The following is a 17,681-nucleotide window of genomic DNA, read 5'->3' on the forward strand; positions in this document are numbered from 1 at the left end:
GAATAGGTTTCTGCCAATGTCGTTGTGTGTCAGGCAAACGCAGCGAATGGAAATCAACAATCAGCCGAAGCCCAACACCATGATGTCCATTGACCAGCGTTTGGGATACTCGGAAGCCATTCAATTCGCTAGCGTGCATCGCCATGCAGATGCGTCGAACTTCGGGCAAGCTGGATCACCGTCACTTCCAGCACTCTTTACTGCATTCACCTCCGCGACCGCAGCAGCATTGCTATCGCGCGGACGGTCCAAACCGTTACGAGAATGGACGACGTCGTGACGACAAAGAAGAAGATCGATGTGATCGTTAATGGAATGGAGTCAAACCATCGTCCCGCATTTGGGAAGATGCTCATCGGCACCATCTCAATGACTGGTTCAAAGGCATAGGGCATCGCACCAAACGCAGCACCGCTGAGCGCCGAAAGTAAAAGCAGAACGCTCAGGCCGCTCGGTTTTATCAATTGGCGAATGACAAAAAACGAACCAATGCTACCAGCTAGAAAAAACGTCGTCTGCAAGAGGTGATCCGAGAAGGACTGCATTCCCCAAACAAAAAAGACCATGTTCGCTCCGACAAAAAATGCGGTACCTACCCAAGAAGCTGCAAACGCCGACAAGATGTAAATCAACGACGCCAGCACGATCCGTCGAATTTCGGAATCGTGTTCTTGCGAAATACAAATGGTCGATGATTCGTAGGGATTGTTCGGTGAGGTCATCGTGTGCCCAGGCAGTGTTCGCTATCTTCTTTGGGGGTTCTTCACGGATTTTCGTGGGTGCAACTCGGCCTTGCCAAGCTTATTGTGGGAAAGATCGGCGTGGATGTACTTTCAGAAGCTTTGTAGGGAAGGAATCGTGTCGCGACGAGTTCGATTGGTGTTGGTTTAATTACCGAACAGCTTGGGTGGGAATGTGATGGGGGACCAACAAATTAACGATCAGTTCTTGCCGGATGGGTTTGAACGTTTGATCGAGGGCGTGGAGGCGGAGATTCGTTTGGAGGTTGAGCAAAAATATGCTGGGCAACTGGAAGGTTGTCGTTTTGTGAAACGCTGGTTGTTGCTGCGGCAGATTCGTCACGAAGTCGCTGAGTTGGCCCGGCAACGCACGGAATCGGTTTCGCCACAGTCGCTTTTTTAGGGCTGGTAGAAAGATGAAGTTTTGGTGTAGTTCTCTTCCACACCCTTGATGCGGTCGAGATAGAATGTAGCTCCCGCCCGATCAGTGTTGGCTTGCATTACGCTGACGTGATCGCTCTTTTCCTCCTCTGATCTTTCGCTTCATGATGAAACGTCTTGGTTTTACTTTGCTGCTGGCGTCCTTGTTTGCCTTCGTTTGTCCATCGGACGGCCAAGCGGAAGTAATCTTCTCCTTCGACACCGATGGCTCAACAAGCATTGATGTTGGGGCTCCAAAAACGAATCAGATTTTCGATGTCTATATTTCACAGACCGTTGGCGATACCGACGAAGTGCTGGGGATTATCGCCGACTTTCAGTTGAGTGGCGGAAGCTACAGCAGCGGTCAAGTCAGTTCGGTGGGCACTGGAACCGCCGGTTTCTTTGGTGCCGGAAACTTACTGACCTCTCAAATCGTCAATGGCGGTGCGACCCTGTTTACGTTGAACCAGGAGTTCGACAATCCGCAATCGATTTCAAGTGTCACGCCAGAGCTGTTGTATCGAATCGAAGTTGACACGTCGGCACTGGCGTCTGGGACTTACGAATTGGCCTTCGATGACACGACGTCGGTGTTGTTTGACCCTGCCCTGAACCCCATCGCGGTAGGGTCGACGCCGTTGCAGTTCACGATCACTGCGATTCCAGAGCCAAGCTGCGGGCTGGCATTCTTGGCGATGGGATTTGTTTTGCGACGCCAGCGACGTTGCATCCACCGAGCATGCTGAAGTCCAAGTGATTCGTCGCTGCGGTTGGCAATGCAAGCCGATCTTGATCGCAAGAGAGTCTGCGTATTTTATCGGACCGTTGATCGCTTACGGCGTCCACAGCAAATGCCTGTGGCAAGGATCAGACATCCTGCCAGGCTTGAGGGTTCTGGGATCGCGGTGACGACAAAGCCTGGTGAGCCGATGTCAATTCCTGCGCCGCCCGCACCATCGAAGGTTGCTCGAAAAGCACCGTTGACTCCTTCGGCACTTTGTCCGAGATAGCTTCCTGACGAGTCGTAGGCAAAGGTAACGCCTTCGGTCGCGACGCCGAAGTCGACCGAGTAAACGAGTGCACCCGTGTTATCGAACAGGCGTAGCCCATCGCCGCCAGAGCCGAGGCCGGGGAATGTGTCGCGGTGAATAAGATTGACGGTCGGGTTGCCCCAGTCGGTCAGCCAGCTTGCTTCGGTGCCTTCCGGTTCTCCGGTCACGATCAAGGCCTGGCCTGCGGCAAGCGAGGTGACCGAGCCGAAGTTGGCTGTGCCCGCTTCTTCGCTTTCGTCGTCCCAACTCCATCCGGTCAAGTCGATCGTCGTGGTCCCGTTGTTATAGATTTCGAACCAATCGGCATTGCTGGTTCCGCCGCTGCCCGGATGCGCACTGTTTGCCATCACTTCGGTGATCACAATCGCAGCTTGCGAAGTCGTAGGCGAAATGAAAGAGACGGTTGCGGCGAGTAGGACGGCGATCAAATGCTTGGACGAAATAGTCATGCGTTTGCTCTTGAGAAGTGCGGATCCGGTGTGGAAGAAAAGTCCAGGGGATGCGGATTATAATCTCGTTAAAGATTGATGTGTGCTGTGTTTTGATCCGTTATGATATTAGCGGCAGGACATCTGGCGGAATCGACTTTCAGGTTGTTTGAGAAATCGCCCATGGTGTCGTTGCGATTTCCCTCCTCCTCGCTAGTCACACATCAATGATCTCACCCCGCCCGATCATGCGTCACCTGCGCGCACGCTCCCAGCAGTCTCTCCGCCGGACTAAGAAGCGACGTCGTTTTCAGCTGGAAGTGTTGGAATCACGGCGTGTGCTGGCATCCGTTCCGGTGATCAGCGAATTCCTCGCGTCGAATTCTGACGGTTTGCGAGATGAGGACGGGGAAAGTAGTGACTGGATCGAAATCTATAACCCTTCGTCCGCCCCCGTTGATCTTGAAGGCTGGGCATTAAGTGATGAGGAAGGCGACAGTAATAAATGGGTGTTTCCTGCGGTAACGATCGATCCCAATGATTTCTTATTGGTTTTCGCATCAAGTAAAAATCGAATGGACCCATTAGGCGAACTGCACACGAACTTTAATCTCTCGAGCGATGGCGAGTACTTGGCACTATTGATGCCGGATGGCACGCCAACGACATCGTTCGCGCCGGCTTATCCGGCGCAAACCACGAATGTCAGTTTCGGATTCGAATTTCTTATCGACACATTTGTCGGTGACAGAAGCCCGGCGAAATTGCATGTCCCGACCGACGATTCACTTGGCGAGACTTGGTATGCGGAAGGCTTTGACGACGCTTCGTTTGAGAACGTTGATCTTGGCATCGGCTATGGCGTCGGGACTCCCGGATTCGCACTTCGGTATGTGCGTGCCCAAGCGGGCGTTGGCTTCGATGGCACTGTCAGTAACTTGACCGAAGCGGAATTGGTGTTGTCCGTTCCGGAATACCAGGCATTGTCGACAACCGAAACCGTGCCTGTGATCAACTTGTTGGGGTCTGGGCCGGGAGGTCACTTTGGTGATGATTTGCCATTTCCCACGCAGTCGGTGGGAGACGATTACAACCATTTCGCGATCGAAGCGACAACGACGATTTCAATCCCTAGTGCGGGTGCGTGGTCGTTTGGCGTCAATAGCGATGACGGCTTCGGATTGGAACTGATGCGTGATGGCGAGGTTTATGCCTCGTCGTTTCCTTCACCACGCGCGGCGAACGATACGATCGCGACGTTTGATTTGCCAGCTGCCGGCGACTATCAGGCGCGTCTGGTCATGTTCGAAGCCACTGGCGGGGCGAGCGTTGAACTGTTCGCAGCCAGTGGGACCTTTCAAACTTTTTCAGACGAATTCCGGCTTGTCGGAGATATCGACTCCGGCGGCCTCGAAGCCGCGATTGCGTATATCGCGACGGAAAGCGATGTGATCGAAACCGACGTGCAAGCCGAGATTCAAGGAGTCAATTCGGGAGCCTATCTGAGAGTGCCTTTCCAAGTCAGCGACGTCGCTCAAGTGGAATCGCTTCTGCTTGAGATACAGTACGACGATGGCTTTGTGGTCTATCTAAATGGACTCGAAGTTGCTCGGCGTAACGCTCCAGAAAACATCGCTTTCGATTCCGCAGCGACAGTATCGCGTTCGTTGGAAGACGTTCGGACAAGTGAACGGATTCTGTTGGATGATAACGCAATTGCATCATTGCAGGACGGAGACAACGTGCTGGCGATTCATGGGTTAAATGATTCGCTCGACGACGACCGTTTTCTGATCGCGACGACGCTTCAGGGCATTCAGTTGTTGGGCGACAGTCCAAGTCACTTTGCCACACCGACCCCCTTGGCAGCGAACGTCGATGCGGTTGAAGGATTTGTCGAGCGTGTCACTGCGGACATGCCGGCGGGCTTTTACGATTCACCGCTATCCGTTTCGCTGGACTCAGCAACACAAGACGCGATCATCCGTTACACCATGGACGGTACGGAGCCCAGTTTGACCAATGGGTTTGATTACAGCATGCCGCTGGAGATCGACGCGACGACGAACTTACGTGTCGCGGCATTCAAGCCGGGCTATTACTCACTGCCGAGTCGTACCTGGACGTATCTGTTTCTCGACGACGTGTTACTGCAATCGAATGATGGGTCCGCACCCGACGGTTTTCCGCTGACGTGGAACACCAACGTGGTGGACTACGGGATGGATCCGGATGTGATCGCGTCCGAAACGGCCGGCGCGGTGAAAGACGCTCTGCTGTCACTTCCGACTTGGTCCGTGACCACGGATGTCGAAAATCTTTTCGGCACCACTGGCGTCTATGCCAACGCACAACAAGACGGACGCGATTGGGAACGCCCTGTATCGCTGGAAATCATTAACGCGGACGGATCGGATGGCACGCAGGTCAACGCGGGAATCCGCATTCGCGGCGGTTTCAGTCGTTCAGACAACAATCCAAAGCATGCGCTGAAATTCTTTTTCCGAAGTGCCTATGGCGATTCACAGCTTCAGTATCCGGTTCATGGGGATGCCGGAGTTTCCGAGTTCAAAAAGATCGACCTGCGGACACCACAGAACTACTCGTGGAGTTTCGATGGGAATGCGTCGAACAATTTTGTCGCCGAAGTCATGGCGCGAATCAACCAGCGAGACATGGGGCAGCCGTCCACACTCAGCCAATGGGTGCACCTGTATCTCAACGGGCAGTACTGGGGAATGTATCAAACTCAGGAGCGCGCCGATGCCAATTTTGCGGCCTCGTATTTCGGCGGCAATGCGTCTGACTATGACGTTCTGAAACCCGAACGAGGCGACTATCGAGCGATCGCCACCGATGGCAACTTTGACGCGTACACGGATCTGTGGAATCAGGCGACCGCACGCGCGGGCGATGGTGTCACGCCCGCGTTCGTAGACAATGCGGCATACCTGAGAGCTCAAGGCTTGAATCCAGATCGCACCGAGAACCTCGACTATCCGGTGCTGTTGGACGTCGATTCGCTGATCGTTTACATGATCGGGATTATCCGCGGCGGCAACCTGGACGCGCCGATCTCGAACTTCTTGGGAAACAACCGAACCAATAACTACTTTGCGATCCGTGATCGGACGTCACGTGTCGGATTCAAGTTCTTTCAACATGACGCGGAACATACGCTTCGCAATGTCAACGAGAACCGCAATGGGCCGTACAACCACCCCAACTTTGAATCAGACGTTGGCTACTTTAATCCGCAGTGGTTGCATCAGCAGTTGATGGCGAACGAAGAGTATCGTTTGCGATTTGCCGATAAAGTTCAAAAAGAATTCTTCAACGACGGCACGTTGACGACCGCCGCTCAAATTGCGAAATGGCAAGCGGAGGTTGCCAAAATTGAACAGGCCGTGATCGCCGAATCGGCCCGTTGGGGAGACGCCAAACGTACGATCCCATTGGGACAGGCTGACTTTCTGAACGCGGTGGCGCAAATGATCAACGATTATTTGCCGAGACGCACGCCAATCGTTATCGACCAACTACGGAACACGGTGTTGACGCTGAAAGATGATCAGGGCAACTACAGCGTGAATGTTCCTGCACCGCTGTTTCCGACGATTTCTGCACCTCAGTTCTTGATCAACGGGGCGTTCCAACATGGCGGAGTCATCGCCCCGCAAAGCGAGCTCGCCTTTAGCGCACCGCAAGGTCAGGTTTACTACACGACGGATGGGAGTGATCCACGCGAGTTCGGCGGTGGAATCAATCCCAACGCTTCGGTCTATGACCCGCAAACGACGAACACGACGCCCATCGCTGCTGGTGCGGTGTGGCGGTATCAAGATACCGGAGTCGACTTGGGATCCGCTTGGCGAAGCGAGGGATATGATGACAGTGCTTGGTCGACTGGGGATGCCGAATTGGGATATGGCGATGGCGACGAGAACACCGTTGTCTCCTACGGAAGCGACGCGGGCAACAAGTTTATCACGACGTATTTTCGAAAGCAGTTTGAGATTGATTTTTCAAACGGCATGGTCACGGCGGTCAGCCTGCGCTTGCGGCGTGATGACGGAGCGGCGGTGTACATCAACGGAACGGAAGTCGTACGCGACAACCTGCCTGGCGGAACGCTGACGGCCGGCACATTGGCCAGTTCCGTTGTCGGTGGCGCAAGCGAATCGGCCTTTTTTGAGTACTCGATTGATCCGTCACTTTTTCACGACGGCAGCAACACGATCGCGGTCGAGGTGCATCAGATCAGCGGCACGAGCAGCGACATCTCCTTTGACGCAGAGTTGCAGATCAGTCAACAAGACGCGCCGCCAATCGAAATCGATGACTCGGCCCGAATTCTGACGCGTGCGTTTGACGGTGTGAATTGGTCCCCGTTGGAACAAGCGGATTTTTCAGTTCCTCTCGTTCCCGCAGCGGCCGAGCATCTGCGTGTGACGGAGTTGCACTACCACCCAGCCGCACCGCCGGCGGGCCTGCCCGCGCCGCTGGATGACGACAACAGCTACGAATTCATTGAACTGCGAAATGTCAGCGACGAGACGATTTCGCTTGAAGGCGTGACGTTCACTGACGGAATCGACTTTACGTTCGATGGGAGCCGTCTTCCTTGGCTACGCAGTGGTGAGATCGCGTTGGTCGTGAAAAACATCCAGGCCTTCGAAGCTCGCTACGGGACAGGGTTGCCCATCGCGGGCGAGTACTTGAATACGTCGTTGAGCAACGGTGGTGAAACGATCACGATTCAAGACGCACTGGGGCAAACCATCCAGTCGTTTACCTATGACGATGGTGGCGATGGTTGGCATCCGACCACCGATGGTGACGGCCCCTCATTAACGATACTCAGCACCAACGGCGACTACGATCTAGGAACGAATTGGCGTCCCAGCTTCGCTTCCGACGGAACACCGGGAATGGAAGAGAACGATCCGCCATCGGACATCTTGGTCACTGGCGGATCAGTGGACGAGAACTTGTCAGGTGCCTTCGCCTTAAGCTTGACCGCGGTGGATGTCGACGATTTCGAAACGGCTGAATTTGAATTACTACCCGGCGCTGATGCCAACGCATTTGTCTTGACTGGCAACGAGTTGTACGTCGGGGGCAATGGTTTGGATTTCGAGGCTGGCGCATCGAGAACGGTTAACGTTCGTGTGACTGATTCAGCGGGTGCGGTGTTCGATAAAGCGATTGAGATTTTGATCAACGATTTGAACGAGGCACCGATGGCGGACGCGGGTGGACCTTACGCGGCTGTCGTTGGCCAGCCATTGGTACTTGCCGGCTTTGGTAGCGATGTCGACAACGGACAGTCATTGACGTACGAGTGGGATCTCGACTTTGACGGCACTTTCCAAGTCGACGCGGTCGGGCAATCACCGACCGTCACCTTTGATGGCGAGGGGACGGCCAACATCGCCTTGCGAGTTACCGATGACGGCGAGCCCGTTTTATCCGCAATCGCGACGTCAAGCGTTTCCGTTGCATCGCCTGGCGAAGTTGTCTTGGCCGGCGTCGCCTATGCGGGAGCGACGGCAGCGTTCGGTCCTGATGCGGTCGCGCCAGATATTCTGCCGCTCCGTCCGGGGCAAACGGCTGCCTATGAAAACATCACCAACTATGTCCGTGGTTTGAATCGCGTCGTGATCGACTTGGCGGGGGCTGCGAACGAGAACGTATCCGCTGAAGACTTCGAGTTTCGTATCGGCAATTCAGATGACGTCGACAACTGGACGGCCGCGCCGTCACCGATCGATATCCGAACCGAAGCCAGCGTGGGGACCGACGGGGCCACGCGTGTGACGGTGACATGGGCCGACCAAGCGATCAAAAATCAATGGCTGCAGGTGACCGTACGGGCAACTGAAACGACACGTCTATTGAACGATTCCGTGTTCTACTTTGGCAACCAAGTTGCCGATACCGATGGCGCCGCTGCTGGGCAGACGCTCCGGGTGACGGCAGTGGACACGTTGCGAATTCGGGCGAATCAGTCAGCGCTTCCAAATTCGGTGGGGATCACGAACGACTTTGACCTCGATCGGGACGGGCGTGTGACGGCGATCGATTCGATCCATGCGAGGCAGAACCAAGTACTCTTTGGCGGGCTAGTGATGATTTCGCCGCCCGCTTGATTTCGTTGTTTGGCAAGTCGATCTCGTGGGGACCGTAGCGTGGACGTGACATGGAAACGTGTTGGTGGTTGTCTGGCACGCTGCCGCACGGTTCAATAGTCAGTCCATCGACGGTGTTTTAGCCGTCGTTCCCGCCTGCCTGCACCATGCGCAATCAAGATGCGTTCGCTACTGAAGTACCTTGCCGAAAAGTGGAATAACTGGACCGGCGACCATGAGATGGAGCTTGCGATCCGCAAGCATCTGACCAAGAACGGCTATTTTGGTGGGACGGTCCAACTGGAAAATGTTCGATTGGTAGCCGTCCAGCGTCCCGGTTGGCTGCAAATTTATCGTTTCGATGCCACGGCGCGGCTTCAAGTGGAGCAAAGTGATGGCCCCGATCCCGATCCGGTTTATCATCAACTCTATGGGTTGGTCAAAGACGACATTCGTCACAAAATGACCATCGTCCGCGTTTTCCAGCACCCTGCCGAGCGACGCGAGCTGTACCGCCGCTGGGCGGAAGGCTTGATCGAGCTGCGTGGGGCGCACGGGCTGGGATAACGGCCTGTTGATTTTCGAGTGTCGTCTTTCGTTCTGCAAAAATAGCGTTCTGTACCGCTGCTTTTGCGCAACCAAACGGGACACAGGGACAGAACAAATTCGAAAATCAACAGGATGATTACCGTTGGTTTCAGGCGTCCTCCCCTACACCATTTCCTTTCTGATAAATAGACATCGTGATGCGAATTCACCAGCCATTGTTGGTCCTGCTGCTCGGAATCGGCGGGGTCGCTGTCGGACAAGACGCCGCGAAATCGTCGTCCACCGAGGCCGAGTTTTCACCTGAAAAGGAAGCCGAGCTGATTTCGTCGGCGCGGCAGATCACCTTCGAAGGACGCCGTGCGGGTGAAGGCTATTTCAGCAAGGACGGCAGTAAAATGGTGTTCCAAAGCGAGCGTGATCCGGCCAACCCGTTTTACCAAATCTATTTGATGGATCTGGAAACCGGTGACATCGAAAAAGTCTCGCCGGGGCAAGGCAGAACCACTTGTGCCTGGATCCATCCCGACGGTCAACGTGTGTTGTTTTCCAGCACGCACCATGACCCTACGTCGGTTGAACAACAACAGGACTTGATTCAGCGTCGCCTGACTGGCGATGTTCCCCGGTATGAATGGAATTACGATCCCGAGTACGAACTGTATGAACGAGAGCCGGACGGTTCGTATAAACGCTTGACCGATGCGCGTGGATACGATGCGGAAGCGAGCTACAGTCCGGACGGGACCAAAATCGTCTTCGCATCAAACCGATCGGCGTATCAAAAAGAACTATCCGAACGCGAAGCGGAGTTGCTGAAGAAAGATCAGCAATACTTCATCGATCTTTACATCATGAATGCCGACGGCTCGGACGTTCGGCAGCTCACCGATGTTCCAGGCTATGACGGTGGCCCTTTCTTTTCACCAGACGGAAAACGATTGTGCTGGCGACGGTTTACCGAAGACGGCCTAAAGGCTGAGATCTATACGATGGATGTCGATGGCAATGACGTCCGTCGATTGACTGAAATCGATGCGATGAGTTGGGCGCCGTTTTTTCATCCCAGCGGCGACTATTTGATTTTCACAACGAACCGTCACGGATTCGCTAATTTCGAACTGTATTGTGTTCGGGCTGATGGGAAAGGCGAACCGGTTCGCGTCACGTTCACCGACGGGTTTGACGGATTGCCAGTGTTCTTGCCTGATGGTGAGCACCTTGCTTGGACGAGCAATCGGACAGCTGAAAAACGCTCGCAAATTTTTATGGGCGAGTGGAATGATACCGAAATTCGGCAGCGACTCGGATTGGATACAAGCGATCGACCGCGTGATGCGTCAGACGCCGCGAAGTTGGCGGCGGAACAATCACGCCCCGAATTTACGCCGCAAGATGTTGCCCGACATGTCGACTATTTAACACGTCCGGAACTGCAAGGTCGCTTGACGGGAACAGAAGGCGAACGCCGTGCGACGGCTTATGTCGCGGCTTATTTGGAAAGTCTGGGATTTGTTCCCGCTGGCGAAAACGGAACCTTTTTTGACGAGTTTGAATTCCCGGCCGGATGCGAAATCGTCGAGGGAAGCACTCTGACGATCGGTGACCGGCAAGCAAAACTCGATCGCGATTGGCGACCGCTGGCGTTTTCAGCCGACATGGATTTGGATCCGACAGAAGTCGTGTTTGCCGGCTATGGAATGCGGGTCCCCGGATCGGAGGACGTGCAGGAATACGACAGCTATGTGCATTTGAATGTCGCAGGACGCTGGGTGATGGTGTTTCGTGACATGCCCCAAGACATTTCTCCTGAGCGTCGCCAGCAGATGGCTCGCTACAGTTCGCCACGACGCAAGGCATCCTTTGCACGTGACTTGGGGGCCAAAGGGATCATCTTCGTCGCCGGGCCGACGAGCAAGGTGAAGAACCAGTTGATCCATTTCGATTCGGCAGCGTCTGCGTCCGGGGTCAGTATTCCCGCCATTTCGATTACGAATGAGATGGCAGCCGCGTTGTTTTCCGAAGCCGATGGAAACCTAGCCGAACAACAGAAATCGCTTGATGGCGGTGAGATGGCCTTGGGGTACCTGCTCGAAGGTTCGAAGGTGGGCACCTCGGTCCAAATCAATCGCAAAACGGGTGTGGGCCGAAACGTCGTTGCACGTTTGGCGGCTGATGATTCGGCCAGCGAACCAACCTATCCTTTTGTCGCCATCGGGGCCCACGTGGATCACCTCGGACTTGGGGCGGGAAGCAACTCACTTGCCCGAGAAGACGAGCTCGACCAGGTTCATCAAGGTGCCGACGACAACGCTTCGGGCGTCGCGGCGATGTTGGAGATCGCACAATACTTGTCGTCCGAAAAGCATGCCGGACGATTGAAGATGAAACGCGATTTGTTATTGGCCGCGTGGAGTGGTGAAGAGCTTGGGTTGTACGGATCGCAATCGTTTGTCGATTCGTTCGACAAACTGTTCGAGGACGCCCCCTTGGCGGACGTTGATCCGGAACAGCAGCAGATCGCACAGGCACACGGAATGACGAATGATGCGCGGCCTTTGACGGGTGCGGTCGCCGTGTATCTGAATTTGGATATGGTTGGCCGTTTGCGTGAAAAGTTGATTGTGCAAGGAATCGGCTCGTCACCGACGTTCGAATCCTTGGTCAACCGCCGCAACGTTCCCGTCGGGCTGCCCCTGTCGCTTGACAAGACAAGCACCCGATTACCAACGGATGCGTCGGCATTCGTTTCACGAGATGTGCCAATTTTGTCGGCCTTCACGGGAGCTCACGAGGACTACCACACGCCGCGTGATACCAAGGAAAAACTCAATTACGACGGCGCCGCCGATACGGCAAAGCTGTTCGCTCTATTGTCTCGCGGCTTTTTGACGGATGACTCGGTGCCCGAGTTTAAACTGGACGAAGGCCCACGTGACGAAGAAGAGGTGCCCCGCGCCAGACTGACCGCATCACTGGGCACGGTGCCCGACTACGGATCGGGGAAAATCAAAGGGCAAAAGCTGAGCGGTGTACGGCCCGGTACTCCCGCCGACGAAGCGGGTTTGCAGGGCGGAGACGTCGTCGTTGAACTAGCCGGACGTACGATCGAAGACATCTACGATTACACGTATGCGATCGAAGCACTCAAGATCGGCGAGGAAACGACGATCAAGGTGAAACGTGGTGATGAGACGTTATCGATTAAGATCACGCCAGCCGCTCGTGAGTAAATCGAAGTGGAAAGCGGGATCATGGCGGACGGTTAGAGCCGAGCGACTGGATAGGACCCGAGGACTTCGAGTCGGCGTGTCATGGTCCCTAAATTGGCGATCGCTTGTTGTGCGTCTTGGTTAGCCCGATGGCCAGCGAATTCGACGAAGAACAAGTATTCGTTTCGGGAGTCGGGTGACGGGAACGATTCGATCCAGGTTAAGTTCAACCGTGCTTCGCTGAAGACGGTCATCGCTTCGGCCAGCGCGCCCGGTTGGTGTTCGACTTGGAAAAGCAGCGATGTTTTGTCATCGCCGGTCGGTTCCGTTTCGTCGCGACCAAGTACGGCAAATCGAGTCACGTTGTCTTGGCGGTCTTCGATGTTGGCGTTGATCACGGTCAGCCCATAGGCTTGTCCGGCGGCCAAACTGGCGACGGCGCCGATGTGTGGTGACGTCGACGCGGACTCTGCAGCAGCAGTCGTGCTGCTTACTTCGATCAGCCGAGCGGCCGGGAAATTCGAAGCCAACCAATCGCGACATTGCGACAACGCTTGCGGTTTGCTGTGGATTTCGGTGATGTCGTCACGACTGCCGCTTGCCAAGAGGTTGTGGTGAATCGGAAGCAAGACTTCCCCACAGATCTGCATGTGCCGTCGCACGAACATGCCGAGCGTGTCGACGATTCGGCCGTCGGTACTGTTTTCGATAGGGACCAGACCACTGACTGCGTCGCCACGATGGACCGCATCGAAAACGGCGGGGATACTCGCGACCGGCGCGAAGGTGGCTGCTTCGCCAAAGTGTTTGATCGCAGCGAGATGGCTGTAACTGTATTTGGGGCCAAGAAAGGCGACGGCGGCATTGCGGACTTGGCCGCGGCTGTGACTGGCAATCTGTCGCAGTGTCGTTTCCAGCGATGACAAGGTCACGTCATCGATCGAATCCCCCGCCTCGCTGATCAAGTCTCGGATCGTTTGGGCGAGAATGATGTTTTCTTGGCCGACGGTAGGGAGTTGCCCACGTTCGGCGAGTGCTTTGACGAGCTCGTCACGCTGCCGAATGATTGACAACAGCCGTAGGTCGAGTTGCCGCAGGTCGTTCGAATCGGAAGATGACATGGCGTTTGGAGGCGGAATTTCAACGTGGTAAAAAACGATGGCCGGAGTTGCCAGGGAATCTTACCTTCCACCATGCGGCCTGACGAGCGCTCCTATGAAACCCGTTGGTCAGCACTTGGCAGCGTTTTCGTCCGATTGGTCAGGGTCTTCGTCCGATCGGTCAGGCGACGGAGTCGAACCGACGCTGCCAGCCTTTGTTTTCGCCCTGCTCGACCTTCGTCCAACTGTAAACTCGAAGGGGGGGCAGGTTTCTAGAGACGGTTTGCTTTCGCGGATTTCCAAACAAGGGGTGGGCGTGTTTGGTGACATCATCGCGCAATTGGTAGGCCAAAAAGACACCGGTGTTGTCAAGGATATCGTAGACCTGCCGCGTAATTTGTTTCGCAACCTTTGGATCGATTGCGCTGAACGGGATGCCTGAGACAACGACATCGCATTTGCGAATTCCGTGCTGGCGAGCGATCGATTTCAATTGCAACGCATCCCCAATTTGATACGCGAATCTCGAATCTGTAATCTCGCTTAATGCTTCCCCGAAGACTTCGGTTTTTTCGATCGAGAGCAGTCGAGAACAATGCGGCATCTGATCAAGCAATGCGGACGACGTTCCACCAGCACCTGGTCCGAGCTCGATCACTGTTCTTGCTTCACGGATGCACTGGCGATTCGCGATGCAATTCATCAACTGTGCCGAGCTTGGCAAGACCGTCGCAACTTGCCGAGGATTCTGCATCCAAGCCCTGAAGACGCACCAAGTGCGTTGTACGAATGACGGTTGAGTCTTGGTGATGGGGCGTCCGCCCAGTTGGCTGGCTGACTGGCTGCTGGGCGGGGTGATCGCTTCGACGCTCGATGTCATGATTCGTCAGGCTAATCTCGATGTGTCTCTCTTGGCTGTCGCAAACCACACGTTGGTTGCGATTCCTGTGACCCTTAGCAACCGGTGTGCCCATCCTACTTTCGTGTGTCAAATGCGATGAAAAACCTGCCAGATCGTCCGGCATGAAGATTGCTCTCTTTCATCGAGCAACCGTTCGTCGAATGTTTGGATGAGATGCCATAGTCCGAATGAGGGTTCGAGTCAGTCCAATGTCCTGGCGGAAAGCTGGACGAAAAACGTTCTTGTTGGTTGGGCTTGAACAATCCATCTGACGGCCGTGAATGATTGCTGTCCGCTGGATTGGACTTTGTTCGACGCGGTGCCCCCTGATGCCCCTACGAGATGCCTGAGGCGGAGAGATGAAAGACGTCGAAAACCTTGCCTGTGATGATCCGAATTTAGTTCGAAGTGCTTGTGATGGTGATTCCGAAGCCTTCACAAGGTTGATTCAGTGCAACCGAGACAAATTGTTCGCGTCCCTTTGCCGCTTTCTGAATTCGCCTAACGATGCCGAAGAAGCTTTACAGGAAGCATTCGTACGGGCGTTTACGCGTATCGAATCGTTTAAACGGAAAAGCAAATTCTCGACGTGGTTGTACCGAATCGCATTCAACACCGCGATCACGAACCGTCAAAGTCGGCGGCGATCGGTTTCGATTTATGGCGACGAGCAGCAGTATGCGTTTGATCTTGAGGATCCGCACTTCGACGATGCCGAGGAATCGATGATTCGCGAAGAGCAGAAGCAGCTCGTCCATACCGCGCTCGAGCGACTGAGTGACGACCACCGCGCGATTCTGATTTTGCGCGAGATGGATGATCTCGCTTACGAAGACATTGCCGACGTACTCGACATACCGATCAACACCGTGCGCAGCCGACTGTCGCGGGCTCGCGAACGGATGAAAGAAGTCGTCGTTGAGTTGCAACAGATGGTTGCCAGCTCGTCGGCCGAACTCGCGTGATCGACGCCCACGTCGGCTAGTGTTTATCAGTCATAAGTCACGTGAACACGCTGGCAAGACGGATCCTCATCGGTGGCAACGCCGACTGAATCGACCGGGTGTGTCAGGAGGTAATTCCATACCGGTTCGTACTTGAACGTTCCGTCGTTGCTCTTTGGAGAACTGCCGCCAGGTGTGACGGAAGAGTGTGCTCGATTGGCATCGCCTCCGACATCCAACGATGAAATCAGTCGTCGCGTGTTGTCGTACGGTCGATCACGGTGGTCCACGTTGATGATCGGGCCGAACTGATTCAGACCAAGCATTTCCCATGATCGGCAGTAGTGGTCGCCGGTCCAACCTCCATCGAGCACGTGCGAGAATCCGAAGTAGCGACGTGGCGCGGTGGCCGACCGGAGTTGTTGCCAGTCTTGATCTTGATCGCGAGGCCCACAAAGCATGACGACGCGACCGACTTGCTGGTGTTTCGCAAATCTTGCTGCTGTGGTGCTGCCGTGTGACGCTCCGGCGAGAATCACTTTATCCCAACGCAGTCGTGAGCCGTTGTCGGCGAGGAATTGATCCCAGTTTCCCTGCGGATTTTCCTTCGCAAGCCAAATCACAAATTGTCTGGCACGCTCGGCCATCCCGTCGGGCACTTCTAAGTCAAGCTCGTCGCTGAAATCCAACCCACTTGCCGCTTCCAATCGGACACGTCCTCGGGCAAACGCATCGGACGGTTTGGGGCGACACAACTTGCCGAACCAACCGCGTGCGTAGCTCACACCGATCGCATGGATGCCCAACGTATTGGCTGTTTGGAACAGTCCTTCGTTGTGCCCCATCAGCCAGATCATCAGCTTGCCTCGAGACGCGGCACGAGTGTCAACCGATGCATGCTGCATATCTGCCGGGCGTTCGTCGGTTCCGAAGGTGAATCCGATTTCAGGATATTCTTTCGCACGTGGATCAATCTGACTCGCACGCGCTTTCAATTGGTAACGCTGCGGGGTCGGATCAGCAAAAGGCTCGATTGAATCCGTCGCGATTCCACGCAAAATGTCTCCGCCTCGATTTGCCGCCGCGTGTGCAGTCTGTTGCAAGAATGACGCGTACTCTGGCGTGATTCCCTTTGGCACGAATGCATTGCCGATCACGCTACGATCAAAAAGGCATTCAAACCAAACGCAGGCACCCAGATATTCGCCAGCGACATTGGCATGATGTCCGTCCATGCGGATGCTTTGCTTGCCGTTCCGATTCTGCCAGCGGTATCCGACATGCAACGAGTGTGTTTGGTCTGGCAGTGCGGGTGCGACGAAGGTGTCGAGTGATTGCTCGTCTGGGCGATATCCGAATTGCTGGTCGTTATCCGCGGCCCAAAATGCGTCGCCGACGGGAAAGCGTTTGGCGTTCAGTTTTTGGACGATTGCGGCATAGGCGTCACGCAGTCCCAGATACATTTCATGCTGAGTTTTCGGTTCGTTCGGGCCGGTGTTGAAAGATGTGAACCGCGGGTCGTCTTTGCGATAGGCCCATGTTTGATGGACAACCAGTTGAGCTTGCGGAGCAAAGCGGTGAATGATGTCGGCGAGTTGGTCCGCATAAGGACGGTAGGTTTGCAGATCGTGGCTCTTGATACTTAGCTGTTGAATGGTGACCACGTCCCAAGGTTCACTTTGCAAGGCTTCTTGCAAACTCTCGCCATTGGAATAGCGAGAGGACTTGTCGGTCGGATCTTTTTCAAAGGCCAATGCTTTTGTCGCATGCAATTGCAATGGCGAGCCACCAATGTCCAGTTTCTTTATCGTCAGCGGGCAGTTCGCCGCAGCTGCGATGTCATCCAAGTATTCCGTCGCGTTGCGGGTGAAGCTATTGCCGATTGCCAGAACACGAACGTGGGGAACTGTCTTTTCATTTGACGGTCCTTCGTCAGCTGAAAGTGGAACGGGAGATTGAATGAGGGCGGAAAAGAAGATAAGGGTTGCGAGTACGACAACCCGTGGGGTGTTTAAATCAAGCATCAGTCGCAGGGGATGGCAGGTGGGAGCAGTCGCGGACGCGAATCGCGGCACAGTGTGGAGCAACATTCTAGACGAACCACGGCCACGCATCGCACGAGGGAACGCTCGGCTGGTTAGAATCGATGCATTGGCAGTTCAAATCGCCAGTTCCCGCCACAAACGCCTACCTCTTTTGAAGCT

General features: G+C 54.9%; 11 protein-coding genes. 6 read left to right on the plus strand and 5 right to left on the minus strand.

The genetic code is table 11. From position 1 onward, the window contains the following. Window positions 1–206: 206 nt before the first annotated feature. Window positions 207–722, minus strand: a complete 516-nt coding sequence (locus CGZ80_RS04125) for a hypothetical protein (RefSeq protein WP_094411653.1) — start codon at window positions 720–722, stop codon at window positions 207–209. A gap of 196 nt (window positions 723–918) precedes the next feature. Between CGZ80_RS04125 and CGZ80_RS04130 the strand changes: the two genes are divergently transcribed. Together CGZ80_RS04130 and CGZ80_RS04135 are read left to right on the plus strand one after the other, a co-directional pair. Then, window positions 919–1,143 (plus strand): hypothetical protein, encoded by a 225-nt coding sequence (locus CGZ80_RS04130; protein WP_094411655.1) that lies wholly within the window; start codon window positions 919–921, stop codon window positions 1,141–1,143. A gap of 142 nt (window positions 1,144–1,285) precedes the next feature. Continuing rightward, window positions 1,286–1,909, plus strand: coding sequence for a hypothetical protein (locus CGZ80_RS04135; RefSeq protein ID WP_094411657.1), 624 nt, complete (start codon window positions 1,286–1,288; stop codon window positions 1,907–1,909). Window positions 1,910–1,977: 68 nt separating this feature from the next. Here the strand turns inward: CGZ80_RS04135 and CGZ80_RS04140 are convergent, their stop codons facing one another. Next, entirely contained in the window at window positions 1,978–2,664 is a 687-nt protein-coding gene (locus CGZ80_RS04140; protein WP_094411659.1) for a lamin tail domain-containing protein, read from the minus strand. A 206-nt stretch (window positions 2,665–2,870) separates the two neighbouring features. Here CGZ80_RS04140 and CGZ80_RS04145 point away from each other — a divergent pair, with 206 nt between their 5' ends. The 3 genes from CGZ80_RS04145 (at window position 2,871) to CGZ80_RS04155 (ending at window position 12,553) form a co-directional block, all read left to right on the plus strand. Further along, window positions 2,871–8,795, plus strand: a complete 5,925-nt coding sequence (locus tag CGZ80_RS04145) for a lamin tail domain-containing protein (RefSeq protein ID WP_094411661.1) — start codon at window positions 2,871–2,873, stop codon at window positions 8,793–8,795. A gap of 159 nt (window positions 8,796–8,954) precedes the next feature. Then, entirely contained in the window at window positions 8,955–9,341 is a 387-nt protein-coding gene (locus tag CGZ80_RS04150) for a hypothetical protein (protein WP_094411663.1), read from the plus strand. Between the two features lie 179 nt (window positions 9,342–9,520). Continuing rightward, on the plus strand, window positions 9,521–12,553 hold the full coding sequence (locus CGZ80_RS04155; protein ID WP_094411665.1) for a M28 family peptidase: 3,033 nt from the start codon (window positions 9,521–9,523) through the stop codon (window positions 12,551–12,553). A gap of 32 nt (window positions 12,554–12,585) precedes the next feature. Here CGZ80_RS04155 and pheA read toward each other — a convergent pair whose 3' ends face one another. Further along, window positions 12,586–13,653: a prephenate dehydratase gene (pheA, locus tag CGZ80_RS04160; protein ID WP_094411667.1), complete on the minus strand. Its 1,068-nt coding sequence runs from the start codon at window positions 13,651–13,653 to the stop codon at window positions 12,586–12,588. A 160-nt stretch (window positions 13,654–13,813) separates the two neighbouring features. Next, the gene (locus CGZ80_RS04165) at window positions 13,814–14,512 is read right to left on the minus strand and encodes a class I SAM-dependent methyltransferase (RefSeq protein WP_233148223.1); all 699 of its coding nucleotides are present in this window, start codon (window positions 14,510–14,512) and stop codon (window positions 13,814–13,816) included. 380 nt (window positions 14,513–14,892) lie between these two features. On the opposite strand from CGZ80_RS04165, the gene CGZ80_RS04175 reads away from it, so the two are divergent. Continuing rightward, window positions 14,893–15,498 carry an RNA polymerase sigma factor gene (locus tag CGZ80_RS04175; protein ID WP_094411671.1) on the plus strand — a complete coding sequence of 202 codons (606 nt, stop codon included), beginning with the start codon at window positions 14,893–14,895 and terminating at the stop codon, window positions 15,496–15,498. Between the two features lie 26 nt (window positions 15,499–15,524). Here CGZ80_RS04175 and CGZ80_RS28465 read toward each other — a convergent pair whose 3' ends face one another. Beyond that, the gene (locus tag CGZ80_RS28465) at window positions 15,525–17,501 is read right to left on the minus strand and encodes a BPSS1187 family protein (RefSeq protein ID WP_233148224.1); all 1,977 of its coding nucleotides are present in this window, start codon (window positions 17,499–17,501) and stop codon (window positions 15,525–15,527) included. Window positions 17,502–17,681 lie beyond the last annotated feature (180 nt).

Origin of the sequence: Rhodopirellula sp. MGV (genome assembly GCF_002251265.1) — a bacterium.
Taxonomy (GTDB): domain Bacteria; phylum Planctomycetota; class Planctomycetia; order Pirellulales; family Pirellulaceae; genus Stieleria; species Stieleria baltica_A.

Bases quoted from the DNA above. Each gene is read 5' to 3' on its own strand.
- CGZ80_RS04125 (WP_094411653.1), bottom strand. From the start codon at position 722: ATGACCTCACCGAACAATCCCTACGAATCATCGACCATTTGTATTTCG.
- CGZ80_RS04130 (WP_094411655.1), top strand. From the start codon at position 919: ATGGGGGACCAACAAATTAACGATCAGTTCTTGCCGGATGGGTTTGAA.
- CGZ80_RS04135 (WP_094411657.1), top strand. From the start codon at position 1,286: ATGATGAAACGTCTTGGTTTTACTTTGCTGCTGGCGTCCTTGTTTGCC.
- CGZ80_RS04140 (WP_094411659.1), bottom strand. From the start codon at position 2,664: ATGACTATTTCGTCCAAGCATTTGATCGCCGTCCTACTCGCCGCAACC.
- CGZ80_RS04145 (WP_094411661.1), top strand. From the start codon at position 2,871: ATGATCTCACCCCGCCCGATCATGCGTCACCTGCGCGCACGCTCCCAG.
- CGZ80_RS04150 (WP_094411663.1), top strand. From the start codon at position 8,955: ATGCGTTCGCTACTGAAGTACCTTGCCGAAAAGTGGAATAACTGGACC.
- CGZ80_RS04155 (WP_094411665.1), top strand. From the start codon at position 9,521: ATGCGAATTCACCAGCCATTGTTGGTCCTGCTGCTCGGAATCGGCGGG.
- pheA (WP_094411667.1), bottom strand. From the start codon at position 13,653: ATGTCATCTTCCGATTCGAACGACCTGCGGCAACTCGACCTACGGCTG.
- CGZ80_RS04165 (WP_233148223.1), bottom strand. From the start codon at position 14,512: ATGACATCGAGCGTCGAAGCGATCACCCCGCCCAGCAGCCAGTCAGCC.
- CGZ80_RS04175 (WP_094411671.1), top strand. From the start codon at position 14,893: ATGAAAGACGTCGAAAACCTTGCCTGTGATGATCCGAATTTAGTTCGA.
- CGZ80_RS28465 (WP_233148224.1), bottom strand. From the start codon at position 17,501: ATGCTTGATTTAAACACCCCACGGGTTGTCGTACTCGCAACCCTTATC.